This is a genomic window from Rhizobium sp. P43, from assembly GCF_056730705.1.
The window spans coordinates 920,061-937,465 of record NZ_CM161539.1; the positions used below are offsets into that span (position 1 = coordinate 920,061).

Annotated in this window: 16 protein-coding genes; 7 read left to right on the top strand and 9 right to left on the bottom strand. The window is 61.4% G+C overall.

Going from position 1 to position 17,405, the window contains the following annotated elements:
• Window positions 1-5: 5 nt before the first annotated feature.
• Window positions 6-473: an Lrp/AsnC family transcriptional regulator gene (locus tag AC1PUL_RS04435; RefSeq protein WP_480466807.1), complete on the top strand. Its 468-nt coding sequence runs from the start codon at window positions 6-8 to the stop codon at window positions 471-473.
• Window positions 474-482: 9 nt separating this feature from the next.
• On the opposite strand, the gene AC1PUL_RS04440 is transcribed toward AC1PUL_RS04435, so the two are convergent.
• The 3 genes from AC1PUL_RS04440 to greA are packed head-to-tail and all read right to left on the bottom strand — an operon-like array spanning window position 483 to window position 3,040.
• The gene (locus AC1PUL_RS04440; RefSeq protein WP_480466808.1) at window positions 483-1,439 is read right to left on the bottom strand and encodes a glycosyltransferase; all 957 of its coding nucleotides are present in this window, start codon (window positions 1,437-1,439) and stop codon (window positions 483-485) included.
• Window positions 1,440-1,442: 3 nt separating this feature from the next.
• The gene (locus tag AC1PUL_RS04445; protein ID WP_480466809.1) at window positions 1,443-2,540 is read right to left on the bottom strand and encodes a glycosyltransferase family 4 protein; all 1,098 of its coding nucleotides are present in this window, start codon (window positions 2,538-2,540) and stop codon (window positions 1,443-1,445) included.
• A gap of 23 nt (window positions 2,541-2,563) precedes the next feature.
• Window positions 2,564-3,040 (bottom strand): transcription elongation factor GreA, encoded by a 477-nt coding sequence (gene greA, locus AC1PUL_RS04450; protein ID WP_298469454.1) that lies wholly within the window; start codon window positions 3,038-3,040, stop codon window positions 2,564-2,566.
• Between the two features lie 267 nt (window positions 3,041-3,307).
• Here greA and AC1PUL_RS04455 point away from each other — a divergent pair, with 267 nt between their 5' ends.
• From AC1PUL_RS04455 to AC1PUL_RS04465, 3 genes are all read left to right on the top strand, one after another.
• Window positions 3,308-4,537 (top strand): putative DNA modification/repair radical SAM protein, encoded by a 1,230-nt coding sequence (locus tag AC1PUL_RS04455; protein ID WP_480466810.1) that lies wholly within the window; start codon window positions 3,308-3,310, stop codon window positions 4,535-4,537.
• The gene (locus tag AC1PUL_RS04460; protein ID WP_480466811.1) at window positions 4,537-5,994 is read left to right on the top strand and encodes a UdgX family uracil-DNA binding protein; all 1,458 of its coding nucleotides are present in this window, start codon (window positions 4,537-4,539) and stop codon (window positions 5,992-5,994) included. Before AC1PUL_RS04455 ends, AC1PUL_RS04460 begins: the two co-directional genes overlap by 1 nt.
• Before the next feature lie 175 nt (window positions 5,995-6,169).
• Window positions 6,170-6,736, top strand: coding sequence for a phosphoribosyl-AMP cyclohydrolase (locus tag AC1PUL_RS04465; RefSeq protein WP_480466812.1), 567 nt, complete (start codon window positions 6,170-6,172; stop codon window positions 6,734-6,736).
• A 57-nt stretch (window positions 6,737-6,793) separates the two neighbouring features.
• Here AC1PUL_RS04465 and AC1PUL_RS04470 read toward each other — a convergent pair whose 3' ends face one another.
• The 3 genes from AC1PUL_RS04470 to AC1PUL_RS04480 form a co-directional block, all read right to left on the bottom strand.
• Entirely contained in the window at window positions 6,794-7,498 is a 705-nt protein-coding gene (locus tag AC1PUL_RS04470) for a response regulator transcription factor (protein ID WP_480466813.1), read from the bottom strand.
• Entirely contained in the window at window positions 7,495-9,129 is a 1,635-nt protein-coding gene (locus AC1PUL_RS04475) for a sensor histidine kinase (protein ID WP_480466814.1), read from the bottom strand. The genes AC1PUL_RS04470 and AC1PUL_RS04475 overlap by 4 nt, the downstream gene beginning before the upstream one ends.
• A 369-nt stretch (window positions 9,130-9,498) precedes the next feature.
• Window positions 9,499-9,927 (bottom strand): SRPBCC domain-containing protein, encoded by a 429-nt coding sequence (locus tag AC1PUL_RS04480; protein ID WP_480466815.1) that lies wholly within the window; start codon window positions 9,925-9,927, stop codon window positions 9,499-9,501.
• A gap of 110 nt (window positions 9,928-10,037) precedes the next feature.
• Here AC1PUL_RS04480 and AC1PUL_RS04485 point away from each other — a divergent pair, with 110 nt between their 5' ends.
• On the top strand, window positions 10,038-10,895 hold the full coding sequence (locus AC1PUL_RS04485; RefSeq protein ID WP_480466816.1) for a DMT family transporter: 858 nt from the start codon (window positions 10,038-10,040) through the stop codon (window positions 10,893-10,895).
• Between the two features lie 21 nt (window positions 10,896-10,916).
• Here the strand turns inward: AC1PUL_RS04485 and AC1PUL_RS04490 are convergent, their stop codons facing one another.
• The 3 genes from AC1PUL_RS04490 to carB form a co-directional block, all read right to left on the bottom strand.
• A complete protein-coding gene (locus AC1PUL_RS04490) occupies window positions 10,917-11,102 on the bottom strand; it encodes a hypothetical protein (protein ID WP_480466817.1) in 186 nt (61 codons plus the stop codon).
• Between the two features lie 122 nt (window positions 11,103-11,224).
• Window positions 11,225-11,419, bottom strand: coding sequence for a DUF2283 domain-containing protein (locus AC1PUL_RS04495; RefSeq protein ID WP_480466818.1), 195 nt, complete (start codon window positions 11,417-11,419; stop codon window positions 11,225-11,227).
• A gap of 157 nt (window positions 11,420-11,576) precedes the next feature.
• Window positions 11,577-15,059 carry a carbamoyl-phosphate synthase large subunit gene (gene carB, locus AC1PUL_RS04500; protein WP_480466819.1) on the bottom strand — a complete coding sequence of 1,161 codons (3,483 nt, stop codon included), beginning with the start codon at window positions 15,057-15,059 and terminating at the stop codon, window positions 11,577-11,579.
• Window positions 15,060-15,547: 488 nt separating this feature from the next.
• Here carB and AC1PUL_RS04505 point away from each other — a divergent pair, with 488 nt between their 5' ends.
• Window positions 15,548-16,540, top strand: coding sequence for a glycosyltransferase family 87 protein (locus AC1PUL_RS04505; RefSeq protein WP_480466820.1), 993 nt, complete (start codon window positions 15,548-15,550; stop codon window positions 16,538-16,540).
• Window positions 16,541-16,607: 67 nt separating this feature from the next.
• Window positions 16,608-17,336 (top strand): DUF1868 domain-containing protein, encoded by a 729-nt coding sequence (locus AC1PUL_RS04510; protein WP_480466821.1) that lies wholly within the window; start codon window positions 16,608-16,610, stop codon window positions 17,334-17,336.
• Window positions 17,337-17,405 lie beyond the last annotated feature (69 nt).

The window sequence follows — 17,405 nt, forward strand, 5'->3', positions numbered from 1 at the left end:
CGACCGTGCTCAAGGTAGAACTCGACGCCATCGACCTGCGCATTCTGAAAGAGTTGCAGCGGGATGGGCGGATGACCAATGTTGAACTCTCCGAACGCGTCGGCATCTCGGCGCCACCCTGCCTGCGGCGGGTGCGCAAGCTCGAAGAGGCCGGCATGATCGAGAGCTATCACGCTGTCTTGAATGCCAGCCGCCTCGGCTACGATCTCGTCGCTTTCTGTATGGTCGGCCTAAAGCACCAGTCGGAGGCCAATCTCAAGGCCTTTGCGGCGGCGACCGACAGCTGGCCGATCGTGCGCCAGGCCTGGATGGTCAATGGGGACAGCGATTTTCTGCTGCATTGCGTGGCCGAGAACCTGACGCGGTTCCAGGATTTCGTCATCGAGGTGCTGACGGCCAATGAACATGTGGACACCGTGCGGACGATGCTGACGATCCGGCAGGTGAAGAAGGGCGGATTGGTGGAGATCTGAGGCGCTGCCTCAGTACGGCTTCAGGGCCTCGGCCAGCCTCGCACGGAAACCGGCATCGATCTCCAGGAAGCGCTGGCGGGCGGCGGCTCCCAGCCGCTGCTTCTCCGAAGCATCCATGCGAAGCAGTGTCTCGACGACTTTTTCCATTGCAGAGAGATCCACGAGGTAGTTCGTCCCCAGGTGCCTGGGTTCGGTGCGCCTATAGGAAATGAGTAGGCCGCAATCGGCTGACACATGCTCGTTCATCGGCGGGCCGTCGGTGGTGACCGTGACCGCGCCGACCGACAGCGCTTCGACGAGGTGGTGACCCCAGCCTTCCGAACGGGACGGGCAGAGATGGATGCCGCAGCTGTTCTGCAGCTCTTTCAGTTGAGCATCCGTGATGTAGCCGCTGACCACCCGGATATTGGCAATGGCGGCCGCCTTCGGATGCGGATCACGCTGCACCAGCACCAGTTCCGGCCATTCGGGATGCCGTGACCACAATTCGATGACGTCTTCCGTGCCCTTCAGCGTGCTGCCGCCTGCGAGATGAAAGAAACGGTCCCAGTTCTTCGGCACCGTCTCGTCGAGACGGTCCTCTGAGGTGAAACCCACATAGACCGTGGGCACGCCGAGGCCGCGAAAGATTTCTTCGGCGTGGCGGCTCTTGGCCAGCACCAGGTCGATGCCTTTCAGTCTGCCGAGGTGGCGGCGGGGAAAGCGCTCCTGGTTCGGGCAGAGCAGATTGAACTTCGCAGCGCTGTACCAACGCGGAAAGGCACGTTCGACATGGATGATGGTCTGCGCCTGTCGGCGTCGGAACAGCCAATCGAGAAGCGACCGTGCCCTGATGCCTCTGGTCGCGACACCTTCTGATCGCCCGATCGAGGCCAGCGCTTCAATCAGGAGATTGGTGTCGCGGGTCAGCCCGAAGCTGTTGTCCTTGTTGACGATCAGGATATCGAGGAGATCGCGCGTCGCCATCGGTCAAGCATTTCCGGAGGTTGCGGGTCGGGATATTGCCGTCGCACGGGGCAGGGCAGCGCCGAGCAGACTTGCGTAAACCTCAGCCAACTGGTCCGCTTCGCGTTCGAGCCCGAAGGTTGCTTCGACGTGTTCACGACCCTTGCGGCCGGCCTGCATGGCCTTTTGCGGTTCCAGGAAGCCCGAGATTGCATCGCGCAGGCGCTCGTAGTCTCCTGCCGGCACGACCGATCCGGTCTCCCCCTCAACGATCATCTCGGCATAGGCGCCGGCGTCGCTGGCTATCACGGCGGTTCCGGAGGCCATTGCTTCGAGCGGCGTGAGGCCGAAGCCTTCGTTGCGGGACGGAGCGACGTAGAGCGTCAGGCGGCGATACCAGGGCTTGATGTCATCCACTTCTCCGAGAAAGCGGATGCGATCAGAAAGACCGGCCGTCGCGATATCGGCCTTAAGCTTGTCGGCAAAGGCAGTGTGTTCGGCTGTCACCCGGCCGGAAATGACGGCCGTCCATTCCGGGTTTTGCGGCAGAAGCTCGATCATTGCCCTGACGAAGAGATCGGTGCCCTTCTGATGGCGGACACGACCGAAGCAGCCGACGAGGTGACGGCCCTTCAGATCCTCGGGAAGGCCCTTGTCTATCTCTTCGGAGGGGTGGAACAGCTGCAAGTCCACGCCGTGGCGTATCACGGTATGCGGCACCTTCAAGAAGGAGCCGGATTTCGCATTGGTGGCAACGACCGCGTCCATCTTCGAGATCAGCCAGCGGGTATAGCGGCTGTGATGCCGTTGCGCTGCCGAGGTAAAGAGCAGCTTGAGCGGCATGCGGAACACGTCGCGGAGGATCAGGCCGGCCAGCATCTCATTGTTGCGACGCGCATGCCAGATGCGCGGCTTTCCGTTGGCCGGCTTCTTCCAGAGTGCCGGCAGGTCCGACCAGCGCATCTTTGGTAGATGGCCTGGCAGACCGGGCCCCAGGGTCACGATACCGAGACCCTGGCGCCGCTGTTCTGGGATGAGCTGAATGACTGTTGATGTTACGCCGGAGAGGCGCCGCTTGAAATGCGGCGCAACCACGGTGATATCGTCGAGGGACTGCGCCACAGAAAGGCCCTTTCGGACTTGGATCAACCCCACCTGACGGCGAGGATCTCGTAGGCCTTCGAGCCGCCGGGGGCGACAACTTCGATATTGTCGCCGACTTCCTTGCCGATCAGGGCGCGGGCAATCGGAGAGGATATCGAGATGCGGCCGGCCTTCACGTCGGCTTCCTGGTCGCCGACGATCTGGTAGGTCTTCTCTTCTTCGGTGTCCTCGTCGATGAGCTTCACCGTCGCACCGAACTTGATCTTGGAGCCGGACATCTTCGAGAGATCGATGACCTCTGCACGGGCGATCAGATCCTCGAGTTCGCCGATGCGGCCCTCGTTGTGGCTCTGGGCTTCCTTAGCGGCATGATATTCCGCATTTTCGGAAAGGTCGCCATGAGCGCGCGCTTCGGCAATCGCCTCGATGATGCGCGGACGTTCTTCCTGCTGACGCCAGCGAAGCTCTTCGCTGAGCTTCTCGAAACCGTTCTGCGTCATCGGTACTTTGTCTACCATTTCCTCTTCCTTCGTCTTCATGGCCGCGAGCGCGGGCACAAAAGAAAACAGGTTCCGAAGCAAAGCTGCGGAACCAGTCACAAATCAGGTTGGGACTGACTATAGCAGAATGGTCGGCGCAATTTCCAGAGTTTTCGTGAGGCGGTTCGGGGGACGTCTCTGTCCGTTCAAAAGCGCAATGAAATCAACCAGGAGGAAGCCCGGAGGACGGAATGCCGCAGGAGAGATTCTTGACGGTCGTCATGCGAACGTATAGTGAACATTCTCATGAAGAAGTCGCTCAAAGAACGTCTCGCCATCCTCTCCGATGCTGCCAAATACGATGCCTCCTGCGCGTCGAGTGGCACGACCAAACGGGACTCGTCGGCGTCGGGCGGGCTGGGTTCGACCGAGGGGTCGGGCATCTGTCACGCCTATGCGCCGGACGGGCGCTGCATCTCGCTTCTGAAGATCCTGCTCACCAATTTCTGCATCTATGACTGCGCCTATTGCATCAACCGCTCCTCGAGCAATGTCGAGCGGGCCCGGTTCACGCCGGAAGAGGTCGTCTGGCTGACGATCGAATTCTATCGGCGCAACTATATCGAAGGGCTGTTTCTCTCTTCCGGCATCATCAAGTCCTCGGACGATACCATGGCCGAGATGGTCAAGATCGCGAGGGATCTGCGCACGAAACATGATTTTCGCGGCTATATTCATCTGAAGACGATCCCTGAGGCCTCAGCGCATCTGGTGGAGGAGGCGGGGCTTTATGCCGATCGCCTGTCGATCAATATCGAACTGCCGACCGACCACGGGCTGGAGCGCTATGCGCCGGAGAAGCGCCCGGTCAACATTCGCCGCTCGATGGCGGATCTGAGGCTCAAGATCGACGAGGCGCGCGAGCCGACGCTGACCGGGCGGCGCAAGAAGTTTGTGCCCGGCGGACAGAGCACACAGATGATCGTCGGCGCCGATGGCGCGAGCGACGCGACGATCCTCGGCTCCAGCGCGCGGCTCTACAGCAGCTATGGGCTGAAGCGCGTCTACTACTCGGCCTTCAGCCCGATCCCTGACAGTTCGCGCCATCTGCCGCTGATCAAGCCGCCGCTGATGCGCGAGCACCGGCTCTATCAGGCCGACTGGCTCTACCGCTTCTATGGCTTCTCCGTGGAAGAGATCGCCTCGATCGGCCAGGACGGCATGCTCGATCTTGACCTGGATCCGAAGCTTGCCTGGGCGCTTGCCAATCGCGACCGCTTCCCTGTCGACGTGAACAAGGCCGATCGCGAGACGCTTCTGCGCGTGCCGGGCTTTGGAACGAAGACGGTGAACGGTCTTCTCTCCGCCCGCCGCCACCGCCGGGTTCGGCTGGAAGACCTGACGCGTCTCGGCGTGTCGCTCAAGAAGGTGCGGCCCTTTATCATCGCTGAAGGCTGGTCGCCCAATCGCAGCCTTGACCGGTCGGATCTGCGGTCGGTGTTTGCGCCGCCGGCCGAGCAGCTGTCGCTTTTCTGATGCGGACGGTCACGCTCGAAGGGCGAGGGGCGTTCGACGAGTGGCGCGATGCTGCACGAGCGCTTCTGGGGGACGGGGTCGCGCCAGATCAGGTGCGCTGGCAGTTGGCGGGGCAAGGCGGCGATCTCTTCGATGCCACCGCTGCACCCGATTTGACCGCGCGCTCTTGCGAGATTTCCGTTTCGAAAAGCTTCATTGAGGCTGCGGAGGCCGCGATCTGTCATTCCGATTCGGAGCGCTTTTCACTGCTCTATCGGATCCTGTGGCGGTTGCAGCACGAGCGCAGCCTGTTGCAGGTCACGTCTGATGCCGACGTCGCGCAACTCACGCGGCTGATCAAGAATGTCCGCCGAGACAGCCACAAGATGAAGGCCTTTGTTCGGTTCCGCGAGGTGGATGCGGTTCAGGCGGGTCGGCGGCGGTTCGTCGCCTGGTTCGAGCCCGAACATTTCATCGTCTCTCGCACCGCCGGTTTCTTCCAGCGGCGCTTCACCGACATGGACTGGCTGATCGCGACGCCAAAGGGCTCGGCCGCCTGGAACGGGCAGGAACTCAAGACATCACTCGAGCCTGCAGCCCGGCCGGAAGCAGAGGATGAGACCGACGAGCTGTGGCGGACCTATTTCGCCAATATCTTCAATCCGGCGCGGGTGAAGATCAGGGCCATGCAGTCGGAGATGCCAAAGAAATACTGGAAGAACATGCCGGAGGCCTCGCTCATTCCGGACCTGATTGCCGGTGCGGAGCGGCGGGTTGCCGAGATGGCAGCGCGCGAGGCGAGCCAGCCGCCGGCCTTTCACGAGCGCCTGCAGGCGCAGTGGCGCGGGCGGGAGGAGGAAGGCTCGTCGGTCGACCTGCCGCCGCTTGAAAGGCTCCGACAGGAGGCAGCCGGCTGCACGCGCTGTCCGCTCCACTGCCATGCGACGCAGACGGTGTTCGGCGAGGGACCCGTTGATGCCGAGATCATGTTCGTCGGCGAACAGCCTGGCGATACCGAGGATCTTGCGGGGCGGCCGTTCATCGGTCCGGCGGGTCAGGTCTTCGATGAGGCTGTTGCGGCTGCGGGGATCGATCGATCGCTGGTCTATGTCACCAATGCGGTCAAGCATTTCAAATATGAGCGGCGCGGCAAGCGGCGCATCCACATGCGCCCCGATGCCGACGAGGTGGCGCATTGTCGCTGGTGGGTCTCAAAGGAGATCGAGATCATCCGGCCGCGCATCGTCGTGGCGCTGGGCGCGACCGCCTATCTGTCGCTGACGGGCGAGAGCCGGCCGATCGCGGAAGTGCGCGGCATGCCAATCCCCCTGCAGGACAACCGCATGCTGCTGGTGACGACGCATCCGTCGGCGATCCTCAGGATGCCGGATCCGGATCTGAAGGCGCGTAGCCTTGAAGCGTTCCGGTCGGACCTTCTGGGTGTACGGCGGCTTTTCGACACGCTGCCAGCCCTTTAAGGGGCTGCTTCTGTGGCCGCCGACGCGGCATTCTTCGATTGCCGGTTTTGGCAGCTGCTTGAAATCTCTCCTTTTAATCTTCGGTTCATGTTCGGCTCATGCAGCAGTCAGCTTCGCTGCCCATCTTCATGTCAACGCACTGGGATGGTCCCAGCGTCTCCAACGAGGTTCAGAAATGTTCAGATTTGCCGTTTCCACATTTGCAGCTGTTATGATTGCCTTCTCCGCCCAGGCCGAAATGCCGGTCAAGGCAACGATCATCGACAGCACCATCACCCAGGCGCAGGTCGAAGCCGCCCAGGTTGCATGGGGCGATGCGCTCGTGAAGATTGCCACGGACTACAAGGAGGGCGGCATCGACAAGGCCAAGGCAACAGCCAAGGCGGTGATTGATGGAGCCTATGGCTATAATCTCGGCCCGGTGCTGTTCAAGCCGACGCTGACCGTCGAGCCGCAGACCTTCCGCCCGACAGCGGAAGGCGCACTCGCCTATTTCGTCGGCCATGACCCGAACTTCCCGGCCGATACCGGTTTTGCGCTGAAGGGCTGGACCTCGGTCAAGATCGAGAATTCGGCGATCTTCATCAGCGGCAAGACTGCCCAGACGATGGGCAAGGTCCATATCACTGATGGCGAAGGCAAAGTTACCACGGTCGACAAGACCTGGGGCTATCAGCTTGACGATGCCGGCAATCTGCGGATCGTCCTGCATCACTCCTCGCTGCCCTATACCGTCAACTAACGCTTCCGATCAGCAAACCTCAGCCTGTCTGGTCTGTTGCGCGCCCCTGAGCACTCCTCAGGGGCGCGTTACCGTCAGGCGATAACCGAGGCCCCGGATGGCCGTGATCTTCACATCGGGGTCCAGACTGGCAAGCTTGCGCCGCAGCCGGCTGACATAGACATCAACGACATTGGTCAGCGGATCACGATCGGCCGCCCAGACCCGCGCCAGAATGCGCTCGCGGCTGACCGTTGCCCCGGCCTGTGCAGCCAGCAGTTCGATCATTGCCATTTCCAGGGCACTGAGCAGGACCTCGCCGGTTGCGCTGCGCAAACCCGGCACTTGTCGATCCAGGGTAATCTGTCCGATCTGTAGTAGCTTGGGCGCAGTGGTGGGCTTTGCACGGCGCATCAGCGCTTCAATTCGGGCCAGCAATTCGTCGAAATCAAAGGGTTTTGCCAGATAATCATCGGCCCCGCGTCGCAAGCCATCGGCGCGCTCCTGGCTTTCGCCCATCGCGCTCAACATCAGCACCGGGACCTGGTGATTGCGCTGGCGCAGCATCTGGCAGAGGCTCAATCCATCGAGTTCCGGCAACATGACATCAAGAATGACGACGCCGGCCAGGTTCTCGGTCGCGCAGGTGCGGGCAAAGGTCTCGGCGGCGGCCAGGCCCTCGCGCCCGTTGCGGATCCAGGTGACGGTGTAGCCCTCGGCCTGCAGGCCGCGCTGCAGAAAATCGGCAACCCGGACATCGTCCTCGATCAGCAGAATGTTCATTGAGGCTCCTCATCCGTCAATGGCGGCGACAGCGGCAGGGTCAGGCGTGCAAGGGTGCCGGTACCCTGTGGCGATTCCAAGATGATCAGGCGGCCGCCCTGGGCCTCGGTCAATTGCCGGGCGATGGCCAGACCAAGTCCGAGACCATCGGGTCTGTGCGTGCGGGCCTTGCTGGAGCGCCAGCCGCGATCAAAAACATGGGGCAGGTCTTCGGCGCTGATGCCGATGCCCTGGTCGATGATGTCGATCTCAATACGCTCAGCTGCGGCTTTCGTGACGCTAACCTGGACCTCGCCACCGGGATGCGAATAGCGGATGGCATTGTCGATGAGGCAGACCAGAACCTGGCGGAGCCGGTTGGGATCGACCTCGACCACATCCTTTGGCAAGGGATCCGGCCCCTTGAGCTGAACGGCCCGTTCGGCCGCGATGGTGCCGGCAGTCTCCAGAGCCGCGCGGATCACCTCACCAAGCACCAGTTCTGAACACTCGATCACCGGCGGGGCCTTTGGATCGCGGACCAGCACAAGCAAGTCCTCGATCAGGTGGCCCATCTGGCGCGAAACCGTGACGATCCGTTCCAAGGTTGCCCGATAGGCGCTGCTGTCGGAATCTTTCTGTCGAAGGGCCACCTGAGCTTCACCGCGGATCACGGTGACCGGGGTGCGCAGTTCATGGCCGATATCGGCAAGCAATTGGGCGCGTGACCCTTCCGAGGCCGCAAGCTCATCCACGGTGCGGCTGAGTTCGGCGGTACGTGTGGCTACCTGCCTTTCAAGCTCAATCCGGTCTTCGGTGGCGCGGTTGCGGGACTGTTCGACCTCACCCGCCATGCTGTTCAGCTGGTCGCCGAGATGACGGAATTCCAGATCGCGAAAGCGCTGAAAACGATAGGAGAAATTACCCTTTTGATAGGCGCTCAAACCCTGTTCCAGCTGCTCCAGCGGTTGGCGGAAGCGGCTGACCAGAAAGGTTGCGAGGACAAAGGTGGCAAACAACCCGAAGCCGCCGGCGAGCAGAAACAGCCGGCGTGCGGTTGCCAGTCCGGCATCGGCCCGCGCCCGCTCGGCCTCCAGCGCCATTTGTTCGGCGACAAGCGCCTTTTTCAGGGCCTCGGCCGGCGAGATTCCTTGTACCTGGCCGAACTGGGTATCGACCTCCTCCATTCGCGAGACCGTGGGTGAGGGGGATAAAAGCAGGGAGGCTGTCTCCAGCTTAAGGCTGGCGACGACATCCTTCAGAAAGGCAAGAAGATTCGTTCTTTCTTCATGCTCCGCGAGGTTCTTGTTGCGGGCGCGATCCATGTCACGCGCCAGGCTGGCCTTCTCCGCCACCTGCGCTATCAGGCCATCCAAACGCTCGAGGATTGCGCTGCGCTGGGCAGGGTCTCCGGGCTTATTCAGCAATCTGCGGAAGCTCCAGTTGCGAAGGGCCGCCTTTTCCAGATCGAAACTGAGGAGTGCTGAATAAATGTCGTGGGCAATCCGCCCGCGCTCCACGCGGTACTGGGATTCGCTCAGCACATACCAGCCGGCGAAAGCAAGGATGACGGTCGGGATGGCCAGACCCAGAAAGGCCAGCCGCAACTGGGTCACATAACGCAGGGATAGGTCGAGTGGTGTGCGTTTCATGGTCCGCTGCCGTCATGATTTGAGACGAGGTCTTTCCTCTCTAACCGCGCCGCGCGCCGCCGGCATCCTTTTTCTGTGCTGCCGAGAGCGGTTGGAGGTGGCTTTGATTGCCGCAAGAAGCCACCGCCCAGCGAGCAAGTCGCGCCGACCGAAGTCGCCACCCACCTTGCCCATGGTGGAGAGCAAGCCAGCGACCATGAAGCCGGAGATATCGTTGATCCATAAAGCTCAGTGGCCGACGGGGCGAGGCCCGCCATGATCGCCGGGATGGCCCAAAACAGCACCGAGAGATGTATGGGATCGATCAGGCATGAAATGGACAGGATAAAGAGGTCGATCCGACGTTGGTTGGTTGCGAACGGGACCTCGCTAGCGACCGAGGACCGCCTCCAGCCTGTCGAAATTCTGCTCGTTGGCAGCGGCAATGAAGCGTTCGATCTCGCGGTTTTCCGGGGTGTCGTCGAACTGCATGTGCCAGGTGAGGCGGGTGCCGCCGTCATCAGGTTCGAGGCTGATGTCGAGCGTGAAGACATGCATCGGTTCATGATGAAGCGCGAGGATGCGGTGCGGGCGCTCGATCGCCTGGAAGGTCCAGCGGTTGTCGAAGTCGGTCTCGTCGGAGGAGGTCATGGTCACACGCCAGTCGCCACCGGGGACGAAATCGAACTCGGTGATGCGGTTGGTGAAGCCATGCGGCCCCCACCAGATGGCGAGGATTTCCGGTTTGGCGAAGGCGTCAAACAGCGTTTCCGCATCGGTCCGGAACACGCGTTCGGTGACGATATCCAGGCGATCCATGTGCGCTTTCCCCGATCGGTGCTTGTCAAGGCGATGTTGGTGGCGTTTAACACGCGCCGGTGGCCGACTGAAGAGGCCAGAGCCGCCCGGCCGCGGCGAGGAGAGCCGCTTTGCAATCGACCGTCCTGCTGACGAGCCTGGCCATGCTGGCCTTTGCCGCAAATTCGCTGTTTGCGCGTGAAGCGCTGGGCACACTGTCGATCGGCCCCGCAGCCTATACGGCGATCCGGATCCTGTCCGGGGCGATCGTGCTGTTCCTGCTGTTGCAGCGGGGCAAAGGCAATGGCGCACGGGCTGAGAATGTCCTGCCCGGCTCCTGGGTCTCGGCTGCCGCGCTCTTCACTTACGCGCTGGCTTTCTCGGCTGCCTATCTGTCGCTCGGGGCGGCGACCGGGGCGCTCATTCTGTTTACATCGGTTCAGGCGAGCATGGTGGGTTATGGGCTCTTTCGCGGCGACAGGCCGAGCGTAAGGGAACTCGTCGGTTTCGTGATTGCCTTCTCCGCCTTCGTCTACCTGATCCTGCCGGGGGCAGGGCGTCCCGATCCCCTGGGCAGCGCGCTGATGATCGTATCAGGGATTGCCTGGGCGGCCTATACGATCAACGGACGCGGTTCGCGCGATCCGATGGGCGATACGGCCGGGAATTTTCTGCGGGCCTGTGTCTTCTGTCTGCCGCTGATCGGCTTTGCGGTCGTCAGGGAGAGCGTTTCGGGGTCCGGCGTGCTGCTGGCGCTCGCCTCCGGGATCGTCGCTTCCGGCATCGGCTACTCGATCTGGTACAAGGCCCTGCCGCGGCTCAGCACCTTCCGGGCCGCGCTGATCCAGCTGTCGGTGCCGGTCATCGCAGCGGCCGGGGCGATATTGTTTCTCGGGGAAATGCTGACGCTGCATTTTGTTGTATCAGCAGCGGCCGTCATCGGGGGCATCGCCCTTGCCATCCTCGCCAAGCAGAAGCGGACGGCGTGACGATCTGAGCATCGGCTGTGGCTAGTCAAACAGCGCTATCAAGCCGGAAATCACCGTTGCGCCACCAATGGGCGCGATGATGAGCAGCACGAGGTTCACACCGACGATCCAGGCGAACGCCTTCTTTTGTTTCGGCGTCAGCGGCTCTGGCCCCCGGTTCGCAGGGGGCTCTGGCGGTGGCGTGTAGTTCTTGAGATCGAGAAACATGACGGAAGCCTGCCTCCGGTGCCGGACCACTATCATCGACCCGATGATAGATAGGCAGCGACGCCGCTTTTCCAGCGTTGTCTTCGTCCGGGTAGAAAGATTATCCTGAGATCTTCAAGGGCTCAGGCAGCATCGTCGAGTGCCGCGGCCGGCAGATTGGCGCGTGCATTGAGCACTTCGAGACCGACGATACGACCATCGCGGTCGTAATCAAGCATGATGCCTTCGGAGACCTCTTCGCTCTCCAGGACCGGTTCCGTGGAAAAACGAATATAGGCAGCATTGGTAGCTGCATCATATTCCAGCCTGGGCTTCATCTCGGCATCCGTGCGTTGCGATTGATAGAAGCCGTCAGGATAGGCGATCTTTGCCTAAGTCACAAAAAACTTCGCGCAAAACGCAAGATCGCCGCATCCACAAATGCGGCGATCTTGTCGTTTCAATACTTTGTCAAGCTGCTTACGTGCGTCCGCCTCAGAAGTAGCTCTGAAGCGGGCGAACCTCGAGCTGGCCGCCCTTCAGTGCCCGGATGGCTTCGGCAGCGGCAAGCGCTCCGGCCATGGTCGTGTAGTAGGGCACCTTCTGCATCAGGGCCGCACGGCGCAGCGACTTGGAGTCCGAGATCGCCTTGTTGCCGTCGGTCGTGTTGATGACCAGCTGGACCTGACGGTTGCGGATCGCGTCCTCGATGTGCGGACGGCCTTCCAGAACCTTGTTGATCTTCACGGCCGGAATGTCGTTTTCGGCGAGGAAGCGCTGGGTGCCGCCGGTCGCCAGAACCTTGAAGCCGATCTGGGTAAGGATCAGGATTGCGGGCAGGACGCGGGCCTTGTCCTCGTCGCGGACCGAGACGAAGACGGTTCCGTCACGCGGCAGTTCGACACCGGCGCCGAGCTGGCTCTTTGCAAAGGCCAGTGCAAAGTCTGTGTCGAGGCCGATGACTTCGCCGGTCGAGCGCATTTCCGGGCCGAGCAGCGTGTCGACGCCGGGGAAGCGGGCAAACGGGAAGACGGCTTCCTTGACGGCGATGTGGTTCAGGTTGCGCGGGTCCGGCTTCTTGCCATAGGCGGCGATCGCCTGGTCGAGCTTCTCGCCGGTCATGACGCGGGCGGCGATCTTGGCGATCGGGGCGCCGATGGTCTTGGCGACGAAGGGCACCGTGCGCGAGGCGCGCGGATTGACTTCGAGCACGTAGATCACGTCGTCCTTGATGGCATACTGGACGTTCATCAGGCCGCCGACATTGAGCGCCTTGGCAAGCGCCGTCGTCTGGCGTTCCAGTTCGTCGACGATGTCCTTGGAGAGCGAACGGGTCGGCAGCGAGCAGGCACTGTCGCCCGAGTGAATGCCGGCTTCCTCGATATGCTCCATGATGCCGGAGACGAAGACGTTTTCGCCGTCGCAGAGGGCGTCGACATCGACTTCAATCGCATTGGTCAGGTAGCTGTCGAAGAGCAGCGGGTTCTTGCCGAGCAGGGTGTTGATCTGGCCGGTCTTGTCGTTTGGGTAGCGCTGCTTGATGTCCTCAGGCACAAGTTCCGGCACCGTGTCGAGCAGGTAGTTCTGCAGCATGCCCTCGTTATGGATGATCTGCATGGCGCGGCCACCCAGCACGTAGGAGGGGCGCACGACGAGCGGGAAGCCGATTTCGCCGGCAACGAGGCGGGCCTGCTCAACGGAGTAGGCGATCCCATTGTTCGGCTGCGTCAGGTCGAGCTTCATCAGGAGCTTCTGGAAGCGGTCGCGGTCTTCGGCCAGATCGATCATGTCGGGTGCAGTGCCGAGGATCGGTATACCGTTCTTTTCCAGCGCTTCAGCGAGCTTCAGCGGGGTCTGGCCGCCGAACTGGACGATGACGCCGACCACTTCGCCCTTTTCCTGTTCGGCGCGCAGGATCTCGATCACGTCTTCGGCCGTCAGCGGCTCGAAATAGAGGCGGTCGGAGGTGTCGTAGTCGGTCGATACGGTTTCTGGGTTGCAGTTGACCATGATGGCTTCGAAGCCTGCATCCTTCAGCGCGAAGGCGGCATGGCAGCAGCAATAGTCGAACTCGATGCCCTGGCCGATACGGTTCGGGCCGCCGCCGAGGATGACGACCTTCTTGCGGTCGGAGACCTGGGCTTCCGAACGCAGCGCACCGACGAAGGGCGTCTCATAGGTCGAGTACATGTAAGCGGTCGGCGAGGCGAATTCGGCAGCACAGGTGTCGATGCGCTTGAAGACCGGGCGCACGCCGAGACCGTTGCGGAGTTCGGCCACTTCCTTCGGGCGCTTGCCGGCGAGCGAGGCAAGGCGGGCGTCGGAAAAGCCCATGGCCTTCAGCATGCGCAGGTTTTCGGCATCCTGCGGCAGACCGTGCTCGCGGATGCGGGCTTCCATGTCGGTGATCGCCTTGAACTGGGCGATGAACCACGGGTCGATCTTGCAGCCTTCGTGGACTTCTTCCGGCGACATGCCGAGGCGCAGCGCTTGGGCGACCATGCGCAGCCGGTCCGGGGTCGGGGTGCCGATGGCGGCACGAATGGCGTTCTTGTCGTCGCCTTGTCCCAAGCCGGGAATTTCGATTTCGTCGAGGCCGGTCAAGCCGGTCTCGAGACCGCGGAGTGCCTTCTGCAGCGATTCGGCAAAGGTGCGGCCGATCGCCATGACTTCACCGACCGACTTCATGGCGGTGGTCAGCGTCGGCTCGGCGCCCGGGAACTTTTCGAAGGCGAAGCGCGGGATCTTCGTGACGACGTAGTCGATCGACGGCTCGAAGGAGGCGGGCGTTGCGCCGCCGGTGATGTCATTTTCGAGTTCGTCGAGCGTGTAGCCGATCGCGAGCTTGGCGGCGATCTTGGCGATCGGGAAGCCGGTTGCCTTCGAGGCCAGCGCCGACGAGCGTGAGACACGCGGGTTCATTTCGATGACGACGAGGCGGCCGTCCTTCGGGTTGACGGCGAACTGGACGTTCGAGCCGCCGGTCTCAACGCCGATCTCGCGCAAAACCGCGATCGAGGCGTTGCGCATGATCTGGTATTCCTTGTCCGTCAGCGTCAGTGCCGGCGCGACCGTGATGCTATCACCGGTGTGGACGCCCATCGGATCGATATTTTCGATCGAGCAGACGATGATGCAGTTGTCCGCCTTGTCGCGGACGACCTCCATTTCATACTCCTTCCAGCCGAGGACCGATTCTTCGATGAGGACTTCGGTGGTAGGCGACGCGTCGAGGCCGGAATTGATGATTTCGTAGAATTCCGAGCGGTTGTAGGCAATGCCGCCGCCGGTGCCGCCGAGCGTGAAGGATGGGCGGATGATGGCGGGCAGGCCGACATGGTCGAGCGCCTGGGCGGCGATTGCCATGGCGTGGGCCATGTAGCGCTGCTTGCGGTCGGTCTCGCCGAGATTCCACTGGTTCTCCAGCTCGTCGAGCGCCTTGTCGAGCGCGTCGCCTGAGAGCTTGGCGCGGAGTTCCGCGCGGGCGGCCTCGTGCGTCTTGCGGTCTGCGTCCTTGATTTCGGTGGCGTTCGCCAGCATCGACTTCGGCGTTTCAAGCCCGATGCGGGCCATGGCTTCGCGGAAGAGGGCGCGGTCTTCGGCCATGTCGATGGCAGCGGGCTTGGCGCCAATCATCTCGACATTGTAGCGGTCGAGCACGCCCATGCGCTTCAGGGAGAGCGCGGTGTTCAACGCCGTCTGGCCGCCCATGGTCGGCAAGAGCGCGTCGGGGCGTTCCTTGGCGATGATCTTGGCAACGACTTCGGGCGTGATCGGCTCGACGTAAGTGGCGTCGGCCAGACCCGGATCGGTCATGATCGTGGCCGGATTGGAATTGACCAGGATGACCCGGTAGCCTTCTTCCTTCAGCGCCTTGCAGGCCTGGGTGCCTGAATAGTCGAACTCACATGCCTGACCGATGACGATCGGCCCCGCGCCGATGATGAGGATGGACTTGATATCTTGGCGCTTGGGCATGGCTCTATCCGTTCTTGCGCCTGCGCGAAAAACCGGCCTGGGTGAGGGAGGTCACCGGCCGGGCGCAGGAAGATGGTCTTTTCAGGCTAGAAGCGGCTTATAGGGAAATGTCCCGACGGAAGGAACCCTGAATCGAATGGCTCCGACAGATTTTTCGCTATGCAGGGAAACACGATTGTTGGAGCGAAAACGCCTTGTTGAAACAGGGTGGATATTTCACATCGGACGCTAGCTGTTGGTTTACCGCATCACGCTAGCTTCCCGATCCATCGAACCCCATCGCCTCAAGGAAAGGCTGCAGAATCATGACGGAGCACCAGGGCATGCGTCTCAGGCCTCTCCATTGGCTCGGTGCATGCTGCGTGCTGCTGAGTTGCGTCGTTCTTGTGATGATCTGGAGCAATCCGGCGGACGTGAATACGCTGACTTGGTCGAACACCGATTTCTCCAATTATTGGATCGCATCCTTTCTCCTGCGTGAGGGCCGCGTGATCGATCTGTTCAGCGGGCAAGACATTTATTTCTCTCACCTGCAGGCGGTGTTCGGCGCCGATTACCCCTGGCGCAACTGGAGCTATCCCCCTTCCTATGCGCTGTTGATGTGGCCTCTTAGCCTTGCGCAGCTCGCGACTTCGCTTGTCATCTTCCAGCTGTTGACGGCGATGCTGTTTCTTCATGCCGTGTCGAAGATTGATGCAGATATCGCGCCCGGTGCGGCGGCATTGCTCGTCGCCTTTCTGATCTGCAACACACTGACCGCGCAGAACGGATTTCTGACAGCGGCCTTGATGCTTTACGGCCTGGCGCTGCGTGACAAGTTTCCGATCGTGGCGGGGATCGCCTTCGGCTTGCTGACGGTGAAACCGCAGCTTGGGCTGCTGGTGCCAATTCTCTTGCTCTACGAAAGGCGGTGGACGGTCATTATCGCAGCCGGCTTCACCAGCCTCGCCCTGATGGCTGCCTCAGGCATGATACTCGGCTGGGAGACATGGGCCGGTTACATCCGCCACAACATTCCTTATCAGAGCTATGTGATGACCGACATGGGCGGCATTTTCCTGCGCATGATGCCGTCCTTGTTCGGGTCTTTGCGCTTTGCAGAGATGTCTTCTGAGCAGGCGATTGTCATTCACGGCGTTCTGGCAATCGCCGGCCTCGCCTTGTTCCTGCTCGGACTGGTTCGGGCTCGAAGTGGTTCCGAACGCAGCCTTGTGCTGCTTTTGGCGAGCTTCATCGTTGCACCGTATTCCCTCGTCTATGACCTCGGGGCATTGTCTGCCGTTGCCGCCATCGCCGCGTTTCAAAAACAAGATGACGGCCGAGCGGTCTGGTGGAGGCCGTGCTTCGTCCTCGTTGCCTTGTTGCCGATCATCCACTTTTCCTTTGTCGGTCTCCTCCAGGTTCCAATCGCGCCTGTTGTCCTGAGCGTCGCTTTGCTGCTGTTGGTCACCCCTCCCAAACCGCAGTTCGAAACGACCTGATCGGCCGTCATGTCCCGTTCGCAGTGTGGGGCTAGAAGGCAATCTCGCATTTCATTGGAGGTTATCCATGACAGTTCCACACCAGCACTCTTTTCCTCAGCATCTTCAGTTCGCGTCGATCAGCCATAATCCTGGTCCGATCCCGCATTTCGGACGGCGTTACGACAGTTCAGGAACGTTCCTGATCGAGCGCGGCAATACGGTGGTCTGCCATCTCGCGGAAGGCTCGGAGACGGAGGCGGTGATCCGTGATGCGCGGGAGCGTTTCCGGGGGATGGTCGGCGCTGAGAAGCTAGCGTTTACGGCCGAGAGCAGCCTGCATATGACCCTCTTCCAGGGGATCATCGAGACGCGCCGGGCGCTGCCTTACTGGCCGTCCGACGTGCCCGTCGAGACTCCTGTCGATGATATGACGGCGATCTTCATGGACAGGCTGGCACGTTTCGAACCCGGAGAGGCCTTTGCCATGGAGGTTATCCATGCCACGCCGAACGGGCTGACACTCGACGGTGTAACGGAAAGGGATCGCGCGATCCTGAAAGACTGGCGCAACAGATTGGCTGATCTGCTCGGCTACCGGCACCCCGACCATGAGACCTATGTCTTTCATATCACCTTGGCCTACATGATCGAACGCTTCAACGACGAGACCATGGCAGCCTGGGTGCCCTTTCTCAAAGATGTCGCTTCCGAGATCCGTCGGCGTGCCCCTGTCATCGAGATGCGCGCGCCAGCCTTTTGTGCCTTCGACGACATGAACCATTTCGAAGAGCTTCTCGTTTTCGAACCGAAGTGAGGCAAAGTCCGGATACGAAAATGGCGGGCCTGAGCCCGCCATTTGCTATTGGGTCTTTTTGCCAGGGAT